The sequence below is a fragment of the Streptomyces sp. NPDC005281 genome (genome assembly GCF_040607495.1).
Classification (GTDB): domain Bacteria; phylum Actinomycetota; class Actinomycetes; order Streptomycetales; family Streptomycetaceae; genus Streptomyces.
Genome location: NZ_JBEXGX010000056.1, coordinates 1 through 15,718, shown reverse-complemented (window position 1 = coordinate 15,718; position 15,718 = coordinate 1). Strand labels below are relative to the sequence as shown.

The window sequence follows — 15,718 nt, the reverse complement described above, 5'->3', positions numbered from 1 at the left end:
ACCGCGGCTGCCCAGCGCGCTGAAGCAATACTCCTCGGCTAGGGTTCAACGAGGTGCGCACTCCGGACAAAGACGCTAAATACGGTCACTGCATCGAGCTCCATTCGTGTGGAGCTGTGAACCCGTTTCGAGAGGAACAATCAGATGCCTTTCGCCACCGCCAAGGACGGCACACAGATCTTCTACAAGGACTGGGGTTCGGGCCAGCCCGTCGTCTTCTCCCACGGCTGGCCGCTGACCGCGGACGCGTGGGATCCCCAGATGAAACTCATGGCGGACAACGGCTTCCGCGCCATCGCCCACGACCGGCGCGGTGGCGGACGCTCCGGGCAGCCGTGGGAAGGCAACGACCTCGACACGTACGCCGACGACCTGGCCGCGGTCATCGAGGCCGAGGACCTCCACGACGTCATCCTGGTCGGCCACTCCACCGGCGGCGGCGAAGTCACCCGCTACACCGGCCGGCACGGCACCGGACGAGTAGCCAAGCTGGTCCTGCTCGGCGCGATCCCCCCGCTGATGCTCAAGACGGACGCGAATCCCGAGGGCCTGCCCCTCAAGGTCTTCGACGAGATCCGTGAGGGCGTCACGACGGACCGCTCGCAATTCTACGAAGACCTCAGCGCTGCGTTCTACGGAGCCAACCGCGACGATTCGACGGTCTCGCAGGGAACCCGCGACGAGTTCTGGCTGTGGAGCATGACGGTCGGCATCAAGGGTGCCTACGACTGCATCAAGGCGTTCTCCGAGACCGACACCACCGAGGACCTCAAGAAGGTCGACGTGCCCACGCTGATCGTGCACGGCGACGACGACCAGATCGTCCCCATCGTGGCCGCAGGCGCCAAGTCCTCCAAGCTCGTCAAGGACGCCATCTACAAGGTGTACAAGGGCGCCCCGCACGGACTGGCCATGGTCCCCAAGTTCGCCGAGACCTTCAACAAAGACCTCCTCGACTTCGCGCGTAGCTGAGCCGAAGTCTGGGCCTGAACCGCAACAGCTCGACCTGGGGACGACACAGGTTCGCGTGGTGCCCAGGGCGGGTTGTTCGCGTGACAGCCGCTCCCGTGATCCCCACGAGGTCGGTTGCCATTGACGCTGCCGTGCATGACCGTAGAGCCGTCGCCGGACAACACAGTGAAGCGCGTGGAGGCCCACAGTCCCTGCCGGCATTGCCCGTTCAAGGGATCTGGAAGACGAGCGCATTGGACCCAGCGACGGGATCCGGCAACGGAGCATGAAGCCCTCGGCTCGGCGGCCCCCCGTCCGAACAGAGGATCAACGTCGGACATCTCTAGGCCGTCCGGCGCGGAGGAGACGATGTGGACTCCGAACATGACGTGCTGATCGTAGGCGCAGGCCCGGCGGGGCTGCTGGTCGCAGGTGATCTGGCCGAGTCCGGGATCGCCTGTGCCGTCATCGAACGACGAGCCGGGGAGTCCGAACTCACGCGGGCATTCGCCGTCCATGCGCGGACGATGGAGCAACTGGACGCGCGCGGAATCGCCGACGAACTCCTCATGACCGGCATCCGCAACCCTGTCCTGCAGTTCCTGAGGATCGATCTGTCACGGCTCCCGACCCGGTACCCCCACGTGCTGGTGACTCCGCAATACAACACGGAGCGGCTACTGCGAAAGCGGGCTCTGGCCCACGGTGCGGAGATCAAGGCCGCCTGCGAGGTAACCGCCCTCCGGCAGGACGCATCCGGCGTCGACGTGGACGTGCGGGCCGCCGACGGGACCGTGCAAACTCTGCGCGCCGCTTACGTCGTGGGGGCTGACGGACGGAACAGCATAGTTCGCCGATCCCTGGGCCTGCCGTTCCCCGGCCGCTCCGCCATCCGGTCGATGATGCTTGCCGATGTCCGGCTGGCCACGCCGCCCCAGAAACCACCGACCGTCGGAGCCGTGGGTGATGCCTTCGCCCTTGTCGTGCCATTCGGGGATGGCTGGTTCCGCGTGATGGCCTGGAATCGCCACCACCAGATGTCCGACAAGACGCCGGTGGACCTCGACGAGATCCGCGCGGTCGCCCAGCGGGCGCTCGGCAGCGACTTCGGCATGCACGACCCACGCTGGCTCTCCCGGTTCCACAGTGATGAACGCCAGTCCCCGCGCTATCGCTCGGGCCGGGTCTTCCTCGTTGGCGACGCCGCGCACGTGCACTCCCCTGCCGGCGGCATGGGCCTGAACACCAGCATTCAGGACTCCGCCAACCTCGGCTGGAAGCTGAGTGCCGTTCTGCACGACCGGGCGTCGGACGGTCTCCTGGACACCTACCAGACCGAACGGTATCCGGTCGGTCGTCGGGTGCTTGTGATGAGCGGCGCGCTGCTCCGTGGGGTGCTGACTACACCGCGGGCCCTTTGCGGCCTCCGCGACTTTTCTGCGCGCACCGTGCTGCGTATCCCCCCTCTCGCCAGGCGCGTCTCCCGAGCGATATCTGGAATCGACATCGCCTACGCGGCGCCTGCCGGTGCTCACCCACTCGCTGGCAAGCGAGCGCCGGACTTCCTTCTGAGCGATGGGCGACGGCTCTACGAGGCCTTGCGAACTCGGAAGTTCGTGCTTGTAGCCCCCGTCAACCCTGCGCTCTCTCCCTCAGTGACCGAACCCTGGTCCAACGAGGCCGAGGTCGTCACGCCGAAGGGCCCGACAACCAAGGCCGTCTTGGTCAGGCCGGACGCCTACATCGCATGGGCTACCTCCGAGCAGCATCCTCAACGCCGTGCCGACGAGATCCGCCAGGCATTGGCCCACTGGTGTGGGGCCGGCACGTCCCCTCGTCAGAGACTGCCCTCCCGCTAGGAGCATCCTTTGAGCGCCGCCGGCTCCGGGCTGCCCTCCAGAGGTCCCACCCGGGCACAGAGTCCGAAAGCCAACAGGGGCCGTGCGGCAACAGGTTCAGGCGCTGCTCGAACTGGACCGGTTGCGCAGGCGGCCCGGTGTGGTGCCAAGGCGCTGGCGCAGCAGAGTGGACAGCGTGGAGGCATTGTCGTAGCCGACGCGTCGGGCGATGGTCTGTGTGGGAAGGTCCGTGGTGCGCAGCAGGTGACTTGCCTGTTCCAGGCGGATGGTTTGGGCGAAGCGCACCGGAGGTACGCCCACGGCCTTGTGTACAAGACGCTGCAGGGTTCGTTCGCTCGCCCCGATGGCTCGCGCCGCGTCCGCAATGCTCAGCGGCTGGTCGATGTGTGCGCGCACCCATCCTTCGAAGGCGCTCACGGTGGGATCGGTCCGGGCAAGGTGACCTGGAATGGCGTAGCCGGCTTGAGTTGGACGGTGGTCCACCACCAGGTATCTGGCAGTGAGGTCAGCAAGAGTCGGGCTCGACTGCCGTACGAGAGCGAGAGCCAGGTCGAGATGTGCCATGGCGGCGCCGGCCGTCGTCACTCCGACGGCATCGACCAGCATGCGTCCCTCGTCCAGCGACACCTGGGGGTACGCCTGACGGAAAGTGCTGGCCAACCACCAACTCGTGGTGGCGCTCAGACCATCCAGGACGCCGGCCTCAGCAAGAAGGAACGTGCTGGTACAGGCGGCAGCCAGAGAGACACCTTCAGCACGGGCACGCCGGAGCTCCTCGCGTTCGGGTTCACGTTGCGGGGCGCCTACCCAGTCCACCAGAAGAGAGGACTGTCTGGGACCGGCCCCGGGGACGACAAGGAGATCGGGCTGCGGTACGTCGTCGAAGGCTTGGCACTCGATGACGTGTCCGACGGCCGTACGGACGGCACCATGTCCGCCGACACAGCTGATCTCCCAGCGCGGAGGAGGGTGAGGCACCTCTCCTCGCAGCTCGTTGGCCATCCCGAGCACATCCACAACCGTGGCGAGTCCGGAGTCGAAAAGGCCATCCAGGACCAGCACGGAAACGTTCATGTCGGAAACAGTAAGGCATTAGGCGGATCCGCCACTGACCTGGGCGACTTGGGAGCTCGTACCGTGATCACATCAACCGGCCACGCGGCATCCGACACTTCGGACCGATCATTGCTGCGGCGCCAACTACGCATTGAGGAGCGCTTCATGAGCAACGACTCTCTCCCCCCGGCCACTCGCCTGGGACTGCTCGTCCGCATCGAGGCCAGGTCCGAATACACGCACGAGGTTGAGGAACTGCTCACCGGCGCCCTCGCCTTGGCGCAGGAGGAGACCGGCACCACAGTCTGGTTTGCACTGCGCCTGGGCCCCACCACGTTCGGCATCTTCGACGCATTCGCCACCGAGGAGGACCGCGGTGCCCACCTCCAGGGCAAGATCGCGGCCGCGCTCATGGAGAACGCGCCCAAGTTCCTCGTCGAGGCGCCCGAGATCCTTCCCGTGGACATCATCGCGGCAAAGCTCAGCTGAGCAGGCGCCCCGAATCTCAGCCCCTGGCGAAGACGATCTCCCGGAGACACGAAACTCAATTCTCCGACCGCAGGTGTTGTCAGAGCTCTGAAGCTGGTCGCCATTCCGGCTTCAGGGCGCTGAGCCGGCGCAGGAGCGTTCGACGTTCGGCGCGAAGTGGCGCGCATCTGGGGCGATCACACAGGGGGACGCCCTCTCTCCCCGGCACCGGACCCGCCTCGCTGGGGCGTCCGGGCCCCTACCGAGGAGGCCTTCGGACCCTGAGCGCACCCGGGGCCCCGCTGGGCCACGGCTCTCGCCGTCCGAACAGCCAGTTCGGGCCTGTTAACGGATCACTTCAGAAGCCTCCCCCGCGACGTTGCTCGGCCACCCCGCACACCGCGGCAGCCTCGTCGACCTTGAGCCGCGGCACCGCAGCGACCAAGACCCCCAGCGACACCTGGTCCGGCCGCGCAACCGGCCTACCTGCCTACCCGTTTCAACCGCCCCCGATCCACGGCATCAACCACAGCCGTCCACCCGAACGGTTTGCAGCGACGCCCGAGAACAGCCAAGCGGCGAGCCACCACGAAACCTTGATCAACTTAAGCTTCCTGGCACTGCCCCAGGGCCGAGAGCGTCATTCGGCGGCAGATGTGCCGGATCCGTGCCGCGGCCAGCGAGCTGAAACCACCTACTGAGGGTCTCGTGACAGCAGCTTCGACGTCACCCAGCACGAGTGGTTGCCACCGGCCCGAGTGACGCTCCGCTACCATCCCTGGACCGTCGCGTGCATCTCCCAGACGAGGAGTTCGGAAGGCTTTAGCGCCGTGACCTTCTGTCCCCCGGTGGCGGTGAAGCGAACAGCATCACCGGCAAAGAGGTCGCCCGTACCCTCCAGTGAGACGTGCCCAACTGCCAGGAAAAGGTGCAGGAACGGGGCGTCGGGAAGCGTTACCTCGTCCCCCTTCTTCAATCGGGTGGCGTGGAGAGCGGCATAGCGATTCTTGATACGGATGGCGGCATCATTTTTATGCCGGTCAATCCCGGATGCAACTACGGCGAACTTTCCATGGAGTGCCGCATCTTCGATTTCCATCTGCTGATATCCGGGTTTGATTCCGTCCTCATCGGGCGCTACCCACATCTGGACGAAGTGTACGGGGTCCGTGTGACTCTTAGTGCCTTCTAGGCGCCAGGAGTCATTCTTCTCGCTGTGCATAATTCCCGTACCAGCGCTCATTCGCTGCGCAAGGCCAGGATAGATCAGGCCATTGTGCCCGACCGAATCCTGATGTACGAGAGACCCCCGGAGAACCCACGTCACGATTTCCATGTCCTCGTGAGGATGAGTCTCGAAGCCTTTGCCAGCCCTGACGATATCGTCATTATTGACAAGCAACAGCCCGTGATGAGTGTTGCGAGGGTCATAGTTGTGCGAGAAGGAAAATGAATGCTTCGAATCAAGCCAGGAAATTTTCGTCTTGAAGCGGTCCGCTGCGCGCCGCAAGTCCACGGTGGGATGCAGAGATTTTGCCACTGACTATGTCCAATCAGGCGGAGTGCGCACACATCGATTCAGGCGCTGCTCGTGACGTGGATCTCGGGAACGGCCGGCGCCCCCACGTGGAGCTGCGAACAGTGTTGGTCAGCAACCTCGGCGCAGATCGAGGCGATCTGTTCACAGAGTGGGTGTCCAATATCGGCAGCATTGAGAGCCATGATCATTTTATAGGTCAGTTCATCCACAGGAAACTCCCTGACGGGTCAGTCGCGGCCGCGCCTTGGACGCTGAAGGCATCACACCCAGGCAGCCGCCGGCACGCTCGCGTCAGGACAAGAGGTAAGACTGCATCGACCTGTTGAATGGTCAGGCTATAACGCGCGACATCATGATCATCGACAAGACACGCCGCGCTCGTCGGAAGTCGCCCGACGACGGCTGGCTTACCGGTGTGTGGATTCGATCTGACACAAAGCTCGTCCAGTGGCATCCCGGCTACTTTCTGCCCACAGTCGGGGGCGGCCTTCTCGCAGCCGGCGGGAGTGCCGCTCTGGGACGGTCCCGACTCTCGCAGATAATGTTCGGGTATGGGTTGATCTGCTGGTTGGCCCTCGGTTCGATTCTTCTCGCACGGCTCTTCACGCAGGCGCCTCTGCCTACTCCGTTCGTCCCGACTATCGCAATTGAACCCGCTCCCCCGGTTGTTGCGGGAAACGCTTGGTTCACTATGACGGGCGGACGGCTTGACATAGTGGTTACGGCCTGTGCCGGGTATGCCATCCTCATGGTTCTAGTGCAGTTTTCTATGTTTTCAACGTATCGGAAAGTCCCGCTCGACCCCGGCTACTGGGCCTTCGCCTTTTCCTATGCCGCGGGCGTCACAAATTCACTGCATTGGCTAGCCGCAGAAAACGTGAACGGACTCAAGTCAATCAGCTACGTAATTCTCACCGCGGCGACCTGCGCGCTTGTCGCTCTGTCTGCCCGCACGGTAGTGGCCATCGCGAGCAAAACATTCTTTCCCAGAGTTCCGTCGGTTACTAGTACTTAGCGAGCAAGCTTGATCACAACCAGGATGAAAGCTGATCCCAAGACAGTAAGTGCCAGCGTAACGCGAGATGGATGTGAAGTGTGCGCTTCCGGAAGGATATCGGAAGTGGCTAGGTAGAGAAGGAATCCGGCGAAGAATCCTAGATATAGTCCGAGGATTCGATCAGAAATGGTAAAGGCCAAGGTTACGGCTGCTCCTGCGAGGGGGGCAATCGCGTCGGCGGCGACTAGAATAATACCGCGACGGCGATTATTCCCGTACAGGCGGGTAATCGTGTACGTATTAAACCCGTCGGCGAAATCATGTGCGATCACCGCTACTGCGATAACCGTTCCTGTGGCTCCTCCGGCCTGAGATGCAGCCCCGATGGCGAAACCGTCTAGGAAACTATGCCCTACCAGGGCGCCGGCGGCGATTAGGCCGAGGCCTTGCGAAGCTTCCGAGACTGCGTGATCGCCAGAGTGGCTAGTGGCCATAGGGTGCGTATGCGGACGGTATTCCCCTTCGTGTGCTCGGTGGATTGCTACAGATCGCTCCACCACATGCAGAACAAGAAAGCCCGCGGCGAACATCAGAAGTCCCATTGGCACGCCGAAGAATTCTCCACGGTCTGTTTCGAGCGCCTCGGGTAGCAGATCAAAACATACGATCCCGAGCATGAGTCCCGCCGCGAGTCCGAGGACCAAATGTCGACGATCGCCGACGTGCTGGGCGGCCCAACCACCGAGCAACGTGGTGACGGTCGCTCCGGCAGCCACAAAGAGGGCTGTCACGTGGGTCTCCTATCACGAAGTACGTTCGCGTAATTGGGTTTGTTTGGGCGTAGTTTCAGAATATAGGTTGCGCGGCGGTCTGCGCCCGATCCGATGAAGAGTGTGAGGTCGCCGCTCGGGACGCCTCTACTAACGACGCAAAAGAGTGAAAAACATTTTGGCATTCGAATTTTCCGACGGCGACCTCCCCACAACACCGAGAAGGACAACCAGCTCGATCCGATCTCGCGCCTCGGGCGTGTCCGCAAAGTCGTCCGGCGGTGCCATTGAGGTCTCCCCTGCTCGAGCGATGTAGAGAGCTTGGGCGCGCATGCCAGGCGTCGCCGGGCAGACGAGACCTTGCGGACACGTTCTAGGGGGTCAGAGAAGGCGCGCCAGCGTGGTTCGCGATTGGGTCAACAGCAACTGGCGGGGCGCGAGGCACAAGCCGCCGTGGTTGCGGCCTCTGCACGCTTGGCCGAAGTGGGCTCGTTGTCGCATGAGGGCCGCCAGGCAGGGCTTGCTTCCCGCCCGTGCTAGTGAGTTGCGGGTGCCGGCAACGTGGCCCGGGGCGACCCGCGCGACGCGCCGGCCTGCTGGCTCGTGGCGGACCGTTCAATCAGCAGCAGAGTCCTCGGCGAGAAGCGTCGACTGTGCGGCTCTACTGACCGGGCCTCTCGCCTGTAGGACGACTTGCTCCGCATGCCCATGGGGAGCCTGCATCTCGTCTCCTGGGGAGCGCAGAGTTTGACGAGCCTGGATGTAACAGTTACTGTTCCAACAGTCGATGGGAGGCCGCGATGACGGCCCGAGGGCTACCGCCAGTGACGCTGGGATGCCCCTCATTTCCGACCACCGAAGAGCGATGTCCATAGAGGAGTCACGGTGGATCAGCTGGCCATCAGAGCTGGGTCACTTCGGATTTCTCCGCAACCGACATGGGGTCCGCATCCTGTGGCTTCTTGATGTCGCCGTAAGGGTTCGCTCCGTGTCACCGCTTATTCCAACGAACGCCTGAGTCGGCGAGACTCGCCGCGGTCGCGTGAGGGGGGCTAGCGGTTTACGGTTGCAGGGGGCGGAAAAGCGTGAGCATGCGAACATCGCATCCGGTAAACGGGTCAATTACGCTCACGCTTCGCTTAGGGATAATCGCCGCCTTAAGCGATTCAGCAATCTCGCTACGTCGGCAGTCTCGTCGTGGCCGACCATCAGGAAAAATATGAGCAGCAACATCCAGGCCATGATCGCAAACGTCTCCGTGGAAAATCTTGACGACGCGATCCCTTTCTACAAGGAATTGGCGGGAACCGAGGAAGTTCGCCGATTTCCCTACCGGGAACTGGAGTTGGCTCTAGTGGGACCGTTCCTTCTCTACTCTGGGCCGGTGGAGAATTATGTGTCCCAAACCGCTACGGTCCTCGTCGGATCCTTGGATCCGGTACTCGACGCCCTCGGTAAGGCAGGCGCGGAAATCCTCGAAGAACCGAATGAGGTTCCAAACGGTACTCGAATTGTTGCCCGTCACCTCGACGGCTCCGTCTTCGAATACCTACAGCTCCGCGTATGAGGCACTGATGAGGTTTGCAACTGGCCCGAAGATTGACTCCGACGCCTGAAATAGGTCACATGGATTCAACTTCAGATAACCTCGGAACTCGACCAGGCGGCCGTAAATATTGGGATTGACAAGACGATTCCTGTCGTCTCGTCAACACAATCTGCTACAGGCCGTCATCCAGAAAGGACTGAGAATGGGAACATCAGAGAATCGGCAATTCAAATTTTCCCTCCACAACATCACGACTTCGGTCAATGACATTGACGCATCTGTCGATTGGTGGAACCGTGTATTCGGCCTGAAGCTGGTAGCCAAGTCTCGGTTCGAAGCGATCGGCGCGGAAGTAGCCTTCTTGGAAGGTCCCGGGTTCCAGCTCGAGCTCCTGCAGCCGTCGGGCGGTTTCCAACTGCCGGAGTTGACCGCAGATCCTCCGGCCCACGTCCAGCTTATCGGCAACAAAGCCCTGGTGTTCAAGGTGAGCGACCTCGGCGCCGTGACTCAGACCTTCCGCGATCTCGGGGTCACTATTGTCTGGGAAATGATGGACCTGGGTGACGGGAGCGTGTCGACCGCCATCCGCGACAATGACGGCAACTTTATTAACGTCTTCCAGGAAGGTGCCAGTCCCGTCGGCTGATACTGGCCGGTGGGCTATGGATCGGAAGTCCACGCAAGTTGTGAACTCTGACCGCTGGCCCGCCCGGGCGTGCACTCATCAGCGGCCGCGCCTATGTGTAACGGGTTCTGTTACAATTATCCCTCTGCCGTGGCAGGAGTGTGGCGGTGTGCTCGCTCCGCCGGCCAGGGAAGGTATCGAGAGTGAGTGCAAACAGCCGATTGACGATCGCCGTTCACGTCCTGACTTGGATGTCTCTGGATCGCCAGCAGAATGACGTCGCGACATCGGAGCGGATCGCTGGGAGCGTCAACACCAACCCGGTAGTGATCCGGAGGTGTCTGGGTGATCTTCGTAAGGCTGGGTTGGTTCAGGCTAAGCGGGGAGGGGGTGCTGGCTGGTTGCTGATACGCGACCCGGAGGACATCACCTTGCTCGCGGTGTACCTTGCCGTGGAAAGCGGGAATCTGTTCGGCCTCCACCACTCGCCTCCCAATGACGAGTGCCCGATTGGATTCGGAATCCAGCCAGCTCTAGGACGCGTGTACGGCACTCTCGAGAAGCAAATGCAGCAAGAACTGGCTCGCACCTCGATCGCAGACGTGCTGCGAGATGTTCTGGCCCAGCAGGAGACCTGACTTGCGCTTCGAGGATTACCGATCGGATAGCGCAACGTGGCGAATCGGCAGCATCTGGCGGAGAATTTCTTTGTCAGGAAGGTCCGTGTCGGGATTTGTCGCTGACCGCTAACAGGCTACCGATCGTGCGTACAGGCCAACAGGCGTAGCGTGTTCGTTTAGGTGCTACGTCGGCCAGCACGCGGGGGGCATCCGGTGTAGATGGATTTTGATGTCATCCCCCGTTGGGTGGCGCGTGATGCTCTGTGGATTATCTGGCCCTTCACGTTGTGTGGTCGCGATGATGTTTGGTTGCTTGACCAGCGCTCAATGCTCTCATTCAGTCCGACCGTGCAGAAACCCTGAGCTGATTTTTCAGTGGGGTTCAGCGTGGCGAGCTTTGATGTAACAGATCTTATTACATCAAAGCTCGCCACCATAAGAAGTAGGAGCGAAATATGGGACAGCTGGAGAACAAGACTGCAGTCGTCACCGGTGCCAACAGTGGTATCGGTTTGGCTGCAGCGCGGCGGTTCGCAGCCGAAGGTGCGCACGTGTTCATCACAGGTCGACGGCAGGAAGCTCTCGACGCCGCAGCAGCTGACATCGGCGCCAACGTCACCGCAGTCCGCGGTGACGTGGCCAATCTGGCGGACCTCGACCGGCTCTACGCCATCATTACTGAACAGGGACGCCGTATCGACGTTCTGTTCGCCAACGCAGGTGGCGGCGAGTTCGCCACCCTGGAACAGGTCACCGAACAGCACTTCAACGCAGCTTTCGACACCAACGTTCGAGGCACCCTCTTCACCGTACAAAAGGCGCTTCCGCTTCTACAGGATGGGGCATCTGTGATCCTTACGGGTTCTACGGCAGCGACCGCCGGTGGAGAGGCATTCGGCGTCTACGCCGCCTCCAAGGCTGCGATTCGCTCCTTCTCGAGAACCTGGGCCAACGAACTCAGAGGCCGCGGTATCCGAGTCAACACGCTGGTACCTGGGCCGATCGACACTCCCGGAATCACTGGACTAGCGCCCGACGAAGAGCAGGCAAAGCTGGTCCAAAAAGCCTTGGCGCAGCAGGTTCCTCTCGGTCGGATGGGCCACCCTGCAGAGGCCGCAGCAGCCGCCCTCTTCTTGGCATCAGACGAGAGCAGCTTTGTCACCGGGTCGGAGCTCTTCGTTGACGGCGGTCTGAATCAGATCTGAATGCCTCTCGTGTGAGGTGTCCAGTGGGGCCACCTTCAGTGACAACAGTCGTCCGCGGCGATTTCCGATCTGTGCGGACGATCTCGGCGGTAGGCAGTTCCTGAACCGCTCCACGAACGGCCGGCGCCGACCGGCACGTTCGCGGTTGGCGCCGGCGACGATACGGTGCCAGCCAGGTAGGGTCTCCAGCCTCTTGGCGGTACCGGGCGCCAGGCGTCCTTGACGATTACCCGGTCAGTCGAGCTGAGGAATGAGGTGATCGGCAGGTGGCGAGGCTTCGAACCTGCGGGGCTTGAACTCGGCTCCCGCCATCAGTTCTGGGAGCGGGGCAGCGTCACCCGAACCGGGTACGTTCTCGAGTGTGGGACGTTCCGCCGTGGCACAGTTGCTCCGCCGAGCACGTTGCCGTGCAGACTCATCCGCGTTCGGGCGCTGGGAGGCGCGTCAGAACGGTCCGGCAAGTGGCGTTGAGTTCCTCGTCGTTGGCGACTGTGCCGAAGCGGCCGCTGCGGTGAGGCTGCGCGGCTTCCGCCTGAATGCGGGGCAGGGCCGGTGCGGCGACCGGCCCGCTGCGCGCTATGCGGGCCAGGACACGGTTCGAGGTCACCTCGTTCTCCTGCCAGGCGGTGAACAGGGTCTGGATGACGGCGTCGGCCTCAGGCGGGCCTCCGATGTCCCAAAGGGCCGCCGCGGCATGGACGCGGGTCCATTCGTATCGGTCGTCCAGCATCGTCCTCAGGAACGGGAGTTACTCGCATCCCGCTCGCCGAGCTGCATGCGGCCAGCAAGCTCGACTGGACTCGCGCATACATGTGCCCTGTCAATTGCGTAGGGCCGCCGACATGTAGGCCCCATACGTGTGAGGGCCCGGAACCATACGGTTCCGGGCCCTCACACGTGATAGTAGCGGGGACAGGATTTGAACCTGCGACCTCTGGGTTATGAGCCCAGCGAGCTACCGAGCTGCTCCACCCCGCGTCGGTAGGCACCACCATACGCCATGGCAGCAGGCACTGAAGACCATGTGACTGCCGGGCGGCGGGTTCCTACGCGGCGAAGCCGATGTTGGTGACGTACTCGTACTGACCCCACTGGGAGCCGAGGTCGACCAGGACATCGGCGGTCCAGGCCTTGATGGTCGCCGGCCGCCCAGGACCCGACGGCCTTGCCCCAGCGGCGCACGTTCATCGACCGGTGTTCCACCACCCGCTGCAGCGGGCACGCCACACCGGACTGGTTGAGGGGGTGGACCTCCGCCCGGGTGCCGCAGGCCTCGCGGTTGAGGCGGCGGTTACGGGCGACGTTACGGCGCCGCACCGCCCCGCCCGCGGCGTCGATGCATTTCAGGTTGGCTTTCGACGGACGGCGTGCGCCCTGTTTCCAGGCCTTCAGCGTCCGGTCGCCGACTGTCAGTCCGACGCCCCTGGCCCCTGCCAGGCCCGGTCCGACGTCGTCGGGCAGTGCAGGCGTGCCATCAGGCCCCGCCTGGCGGTAACCGGGGTGGCACGCTTGTTGGATAGCCTTCCCCGTCGCGATCGTCTCGGAGGGGCGTGATGCGCGGCTCGACGGGGTTGTCGGCTTGTGCAATGAGGGCGAGTCGCGCATGGACGACCGGCTCGCGGAGCGACTCATGATGCTGGCCGATCAGGCCTGCCCGGCCGGGTTCGGGCATGCCGCCTGGCACATCTACACAGCCGTCCCGGCCCCCGACACTGCCGCCGGCTGGGCTTACGGATACGCCGGAGCCGACACGACTGACGCTTCCACCGAAGGCGCCTCAGACGCCTACACGGCTTGACCAATGAGATAGGGGCCCCCGAGCGGTTGATCGCAGGGCTGCAACTCTTGAGCGGTGGTGCGACTTCGCCGAGGACGAGGAAGAGACTTCGCCTTGGCCGTTGGGGCCGTTGATCGACAGCGCGGGCGGTCCGCTCATCTACATCGGGATGAGTTGGAGCATGATCGAGGAAGCGTCGACCTACGCGGCAGCCCTGGCGGACTCTCTGGGGCTGGTCCGTTTCGACGCACAGCAGGATCGGCTCAGGCCCTGGGCAGAACTGCGATGTGCGAGCGGAGTGCGTCAGCGACTGCTCAGGCGTCCTCGTCGTGGAGGCGGCAGGCGCTCGGTCATCGTGCCTGGCCACCGGGTGCGGAGCGGCGCCGGTACCGTCCATGGATGATCTAGAGTTCCGGCGGCGGGCAGTCGACCCGCCGCTCAGATACTCGACTCAGGGGTGGGGATTGATCACTGCAACATCTGCTGCCGTGCAGCGGAACAGACCGGCGACCGTGCGGCGTGTGGCCGCCGCGGCGGTGGCCGGGGGCATGGCGCTGGTGGGCGTGGGGCTCACGGCGCCGGCCGCACACGCGGCCGAAAGCGACATCTCGTTCTCGAAAGTTGTCATCAACAATGGCAAGCCCATCATCGTCGGCATCAGTGCCGAGGTCGAGGTCCCGCTGACATACACGGTTAAGAGCAGCGCGGCGCTCGACGACTGGTGGGTCGAGGCGTACCGCAGTAACGGGTCCACCAAGTACCTGCTCGCCATCTCCACGACCCGGTGGAGCTGCATGACATCCTCCGCGGGGGGCTACACCTTCCGCGATTGCGACGAGACGATGTCCATCGACCCGGACGGCATGCCGGGCGGTAACGGCAACCACCTCGTCAACAGTGACGCCGCCGCTTGGAAGACCCTCGGCACGGGCATCAAGAAGAACGGCGGTTACGACACCGACCTTCTGTCCGCGACGACCCATCTCCTGCGTGCCTCGCGCATCCAGAACGCGAACGCGTCCCCGGAGCCCGTCGCCAAGGGCAAGGCGATCAGCGTCACCGGCACTGTGCAGCAAGCCAACTGGAGTCAGCACCGCTACGACAACTACGGTGGCCGGCTGGTGAAGCTGCAGTTCAAGCCCGCCGGTTCCAGCACCTTCTCCACGGTCAAGACGGTGACCGCCAGCAGTACTGGCTACCTGAAGACCACCGTGACAGCCTCCGAGGACGGCACCTGGCGCTGGAGTTACAGCGGCAACACCACCACCGGTGCCAGCAACTCCTCCGGCGACTACGTCGACGTGACCTGATCACCCTTACTACGGTCACCGCGCCTGACTGCGCAGCGAAGGCCCCGCTCCGGCGGGGCCTTCCGCGTGCCGGCGGGGGTTTGGGAACAGGGAAGCGCCGACCAGACGGGGAAGCAGCGGTCTTCGGTCGGCGTCAGGCGAACAGGGTGCCACGGCCGGGATCCCTAGCAGCGATCGCGGTCCGCGAACGTGCACTCCGTGCGGAGGCGGCAGGGGTACGGGCTTCTCGGCCTCCCCTGTCGGCCTCGTGCCGTATCTCGGTCGCCGAGGACGGGTCGGGCCTGGCAGGGTGTCAGACATGAACTCCGAGCCCGTGCGCCCCGACCCGGTCCGCCACCGCGACCACGGCACATGGCTCGTCCAGTTCACCGGCCGGATGCTCGTGGTCTGCTCGAAGTGCGGTGGCCGCGCGCTCGTCGTCCCTCGGCCCGGCATCGCGACGCGGAAGTACTTCAGCGAGCTGCTGTTCCAGCCGCGGCGCCTCGCGTGCGCCAGTTGCGGGGCTGTCGCCGACTGGACCGCCGGGGGGCGGGGCGGAGGTCTGGTCGGCGCGGTGCCCGGTGGCACCGAGGACCCCTTCTTCCGCCGGCCGCTCTGGCTCCAGACCCGCTGTGCCGGACGGATTCTGTGGGCCTATGACGAGGAGCACGTCGACGCCCTCGCCGCGTTCGTGGGCGCCCGGCTGCGCGAACGTCGCGCCTCCCCGACGATGTCGATGTTCGCCCGGCTGCCGGCCTGGATGAAGGCCGCCGAGCGTCGTGACGAGGTGCTGGCTGGCCTGACGACCCTCCGCGTCCTGGCAGGCAGGTCGGCCCCGGCGGACCGTTCCGACGCGGCCCACGAACGCGGCGACCGCCCACGCCACCACGGCAGCCTGTACTTCCGCGGACGTCCGTACTAGGAGTTGTCTTCAAATGTCACGCCCACATCAGGAGCGAGGCGAGGGTGACGGCTGCTTGGTAGGACTCGGCGGTCTTGTCGTAGCGGGTGG

16 protein-coding genes, 1 tRNA gene and 1 pseudogene are annotated in these 15,718 nt (G+C 63.7%); 11 read left to right on the top strand and 7 right to left on the bottom strand.

What is annotated here, in order from left to right; all coding sequences use genetic code 11:
• The first annotated feature begins 144 nt into the window (after positions 1-144).
• Entirely contained in the window at positions 145-972 is an 828-nt protein-coding gene (locus tag ABZV42_RS39950; protein WP_356057101.1) for an alpha/beta hydrolase, read from the top strand.
• Between the two features lie 350 nt (positions 973-1,322).
• Positions 1,323-2,810: an FAD-dependent monooxygenase gene (locus tag ABZV42_RS39945; RefSeq protein ID WP_356057099.1), complete on the top strand. Its 1,488-nt coding sequence runs from the start codon at positions 1,323-1,325 to the stop codon at positions 2,808-2,810.
• A 96-nt stretch (positions 2,811-2,906) separates the two neighbouring features.
• On the opposite strand, the gene ABZV42_RS39940 is transcribed toward ABZV42_RS39945, so the two are convergent.
• Complete coding sequence (locus tag ABZV42_RS39940) at positions 2,907-3,884, bottom strand: helix-turn-helix domain-containing protein (protein ID WP_356057097.1); 978 nt, start codon at positions 3,882-3,884, stop codon at positions 2,907-2,909.
• Between the two features lie 147 nt (positions 3,885-4,031).
• On the opposite strand from ABZV42_RS39940, the gene ABZV42_RS39935 reads away from it, so the two are divergent.
• Positions 4,032-4,355 (top strand): antibiotic biosynthesis monooxygenase, encoded by a 324-nt coding sequence (locus ABZV42_RS39935; RefSeq protein ID WP_356057095.1) that lies wholly within the window; start codon positions 4,032-4,034, stop codon positions 4,353-4,355.
• 748 nt (positions 4,356-5,103) lie between these two features.
• Here ABZV42_RS39935 and ABZV42_RS39930 read toward each other — a convergent pair.
• The gene (locus ABZV42_RS39930) at positions 5,104-5,874 is read right to left on the bottom strand and encodes a pirin family protein (protein ID WP_355990343.1); all 771 of its coding nucleotides are present in this window, start codon (positions 5,872-5,874) and stop codon (positions 5,104-5,106) included.
• A 38-nt stretch (positions 5,875-5,912) separates the two neighbouring features.
• On the bottom strand, positions 5,913-6,083 hold the full coding sequence (locus tag ABZV42_RS39925) for a hypothetical protein (RefSeq protein ID WP_355990341.1): 171 nt from the start codon (positions 6,081-6,083) through the stop codon (positions 5,913-5,915).
• A 143-nt stretch (positions 6,084-6,226) separates the two neighbouring features.
• On the opposite strand from ABZV42_RS39925, the gene ABZV42_RS39920 reads away from it, so the two are divergent.
• Positions 6,227-6,889 (top strand): hypothetical protein, encoded by a 663-nt coding sequence (locus ABZV42_RS39920; RefSeq protein WP_356057094.1) that lies wholly within the window; start codon positions 6,227-6,229, stop codon positions 6,887-6,889.
• On the opposite strand, the gene ABZV42_RS39915 is transcribed toward ABZV42_RS39920, so the two are convergent.
• Complete coding sequence (locus ABZV42_RS39915) at positions 6,886-7,662, bottom strand: ZIP family metal transporter (protein ID WP_356057092.1); 777 nt, start codon at positions 7,660-7,662, stop codon at positions 6,886-6,888. The genes ABZV42_RS39920 and ABZV42_RS39915 overlap by 4 nt on opposite strands.
• Positions 7,663-8,860: 1,198 nt before the next feature.
• Here ABZV42_RS39915 and ABZV42_RS39910 point away from each other — a divergent pair.
• The 4 genes from ABZV42_RS39910 to ABZV42_RS39895 all read left to right on the top strand — a co-directional run bounded on the left by ABZV42_RS39910 (position 8,861) and on the right by ABZV42_RS39895 (position 11,640).
• Positions 8,861-9,208, top strand: coding sequence for a VOC family protein (locus tag ABZV42_RS39910; protein ID WP_356057090.1), 348 nt, complete (start codon positions 8,861-8,863; stop codon positions 9,206-9,208).
• Between the two features lie 184 nt (positions 9,209-9,392).
• Positions 9,393-9,836: a VOC family protein gene (locus tag ABZV42_RS39905; protein ID WP_356057088.1), complete on the top strand. Its 444-nt coding sequence runs from the start codon at positions 9,393-9,395 to the stop codon at positions 9,834-9,836.
• A gap of 182 nt (positions 9,837-10,018) precedes the next feature.
• Positions 10,019-10,453, top strand: a complete 435-nt coding sequence (locus tag ABZV42_RS39900; RefSeq protein WP_356057085.1) for an Rrf2 family transcriptional regulator — start codon at positions 10,019-10,021, stop codon at positions 10,451-10,453.
• 437 nt (positions 10,454-10,890) lie between these two features.
• Positions 10,891-11,640, top strand: a complete 750-nt coding sequence (locus ABZV42_RS39895) for an SDR family oxidoreductase (RefSeq protein ID WP_356057083.1) — start codon at positions 10,891-10,893, stop codon at positions 11,638-11,640.
• 415 nt (positions 11,641-12,055) lie between these two features.
• Here ABZV42_RS39895 and ABZV42_RS39890 read toward each other — a convergent pair whose 3' ends face one another.
• From ABZV42_RS39890 to ABZV42_RS39880, 3 genes and pseudogenes are all read right to left on the bottom strand, one after another.
• Positions 12,056-12,370 (bottom strand): hypothetical protein, encoded by a 315-nt coding sequence (locus ABZV42_RS39890; RefSeq protein WP_356057081.1) that lies wholly within the window; start codon positions 12,368-12,370, stop codon positions 12,056-12,058.
• A 174-nt stretch (positions 12,371-12,544) separates the two neighbouring features.
• Positions 12,545-12,618, bottom strand: a tRNA-Met gene (locus ABZV42_RS39885).
• A gap of 68 nt (positions 12,619-12,686) precedes the next feature.
• A pseudogene (locus ABZV42_RS39880) lies at positions 12,687-13,145 on the bottom strand (transcriptional regulator); the annotation flags it as partial.
• 98 nt (positions 13,146-13,243) lie between these two features.
• Here ABZV42_RS39880 and ABZV42_RS39875 point away from each other — a divergent pair.
• The 3 genes from ABZV42_RS39875 (at position 13,244) to ABZV42_RS39865 (ending at position 15,628) form a co-directional block, all read left to right on the top strand.
• Entirely contained in the window at positions 13,244-13,438 is a 195-nt protein-coding gene (locus ABZV42_RS39875; protein ID WP_356057079.1) for a hypothetical protein, read from the top strand.
• A gap of 500 nt (positions 13,439-13,938) precedes the next feature.
• Positions 13,939-14,727, top strand: coding sequence for a hypothetical protein (locus tag ABZV42_RS39870; protein ID WP_356057077.1), 789 nt, complete (start codon positions 13,939-13,941; stop codon positions 14,725-14,727).
• A gap of 298 nt (positions 14,728-15,025) precedes the next feature.
• Positions 15,026-15,628, top strand: coding sequence for a hypothetical protein (locus tag ABZV42_RS39865; protein WP_356057075.1), 603 nt, complete (start codon positions 15,026-15,028; stop codon positions 15,626-15,628).
• The last annotated feature ends 90 nt before the right edge of the window (positions 15,629-15,718 follow it).

Coding starts and splice junctions, on each gene's coding strand:
- ABZV42_RS39950 (WP_356057101.1), top strand. CDS start 145: ATGCCTTTCGCCACCGCCAAGGACGGCACACAGATCTTCTACAAGGAC.
- ABZV42_RS39940 (WP_356057097.1), bottom strand. CDS start 3,884: ATGAACGTTTCCGTGCTGGTCCTGGATGGCCTTTTCGACTCCGGACTC.
- ABZV42_RS39935 (WP_356057095.1), top strand. CDS start 4,032: ATGAGCAACGACTCTCTCCCCCCGGCCACTCGCCTGGGACTGCTCGTC.
- ABZV42_RS39920 (WP_356057094.1), top strand. CDS start 6,227: ATGATCATCGACAAGACACGCCGCGCTCGTCGGAAGTCGCCCGACGAC.
- ABZV42_RS39910 (WP_356057090.1), top strand. CDS start 8,861: ATGAGCAGCAACATCCAGGCCATGATCGCAAACGTCTCCGTGGAAAAT.
- ABZV42_RS39905 (WP_356057088.1), top strand. CDS start 9,393: ATGGGAACATCAGAGAATCGGCAATTCAAATTTTCCCTCCACAACATC.
- ABZV42_RS39895 (WP_356057083.1), top strand. CDS start 10,891: ATGGGACAGCTGGAGAACAAGACTGCAGTCGTCACCGGTGCCAACAGT.
- ABZV42_RS39890 (WP_356057081.1), bottom strand. CDS start 12,370: ATGCTGGACGACCGATACGAATGGACCCGCGTCCATGCCGCGGCGGCC.
- ABZV42_RS39875 (WP_356057079.1), top strand. CDS start 13,244: ATGGACGACCGGCTCGCGGAGCGACTCATGATGCTGGCCGATCAGGCC.
- ABZV42_RS39865 (WP_356057075.1), top strand. CDS start 15,026: ATGAACTCCGAGCCCGTGCGCCCCGACCCGGTCCGCCACCGCGACCAC.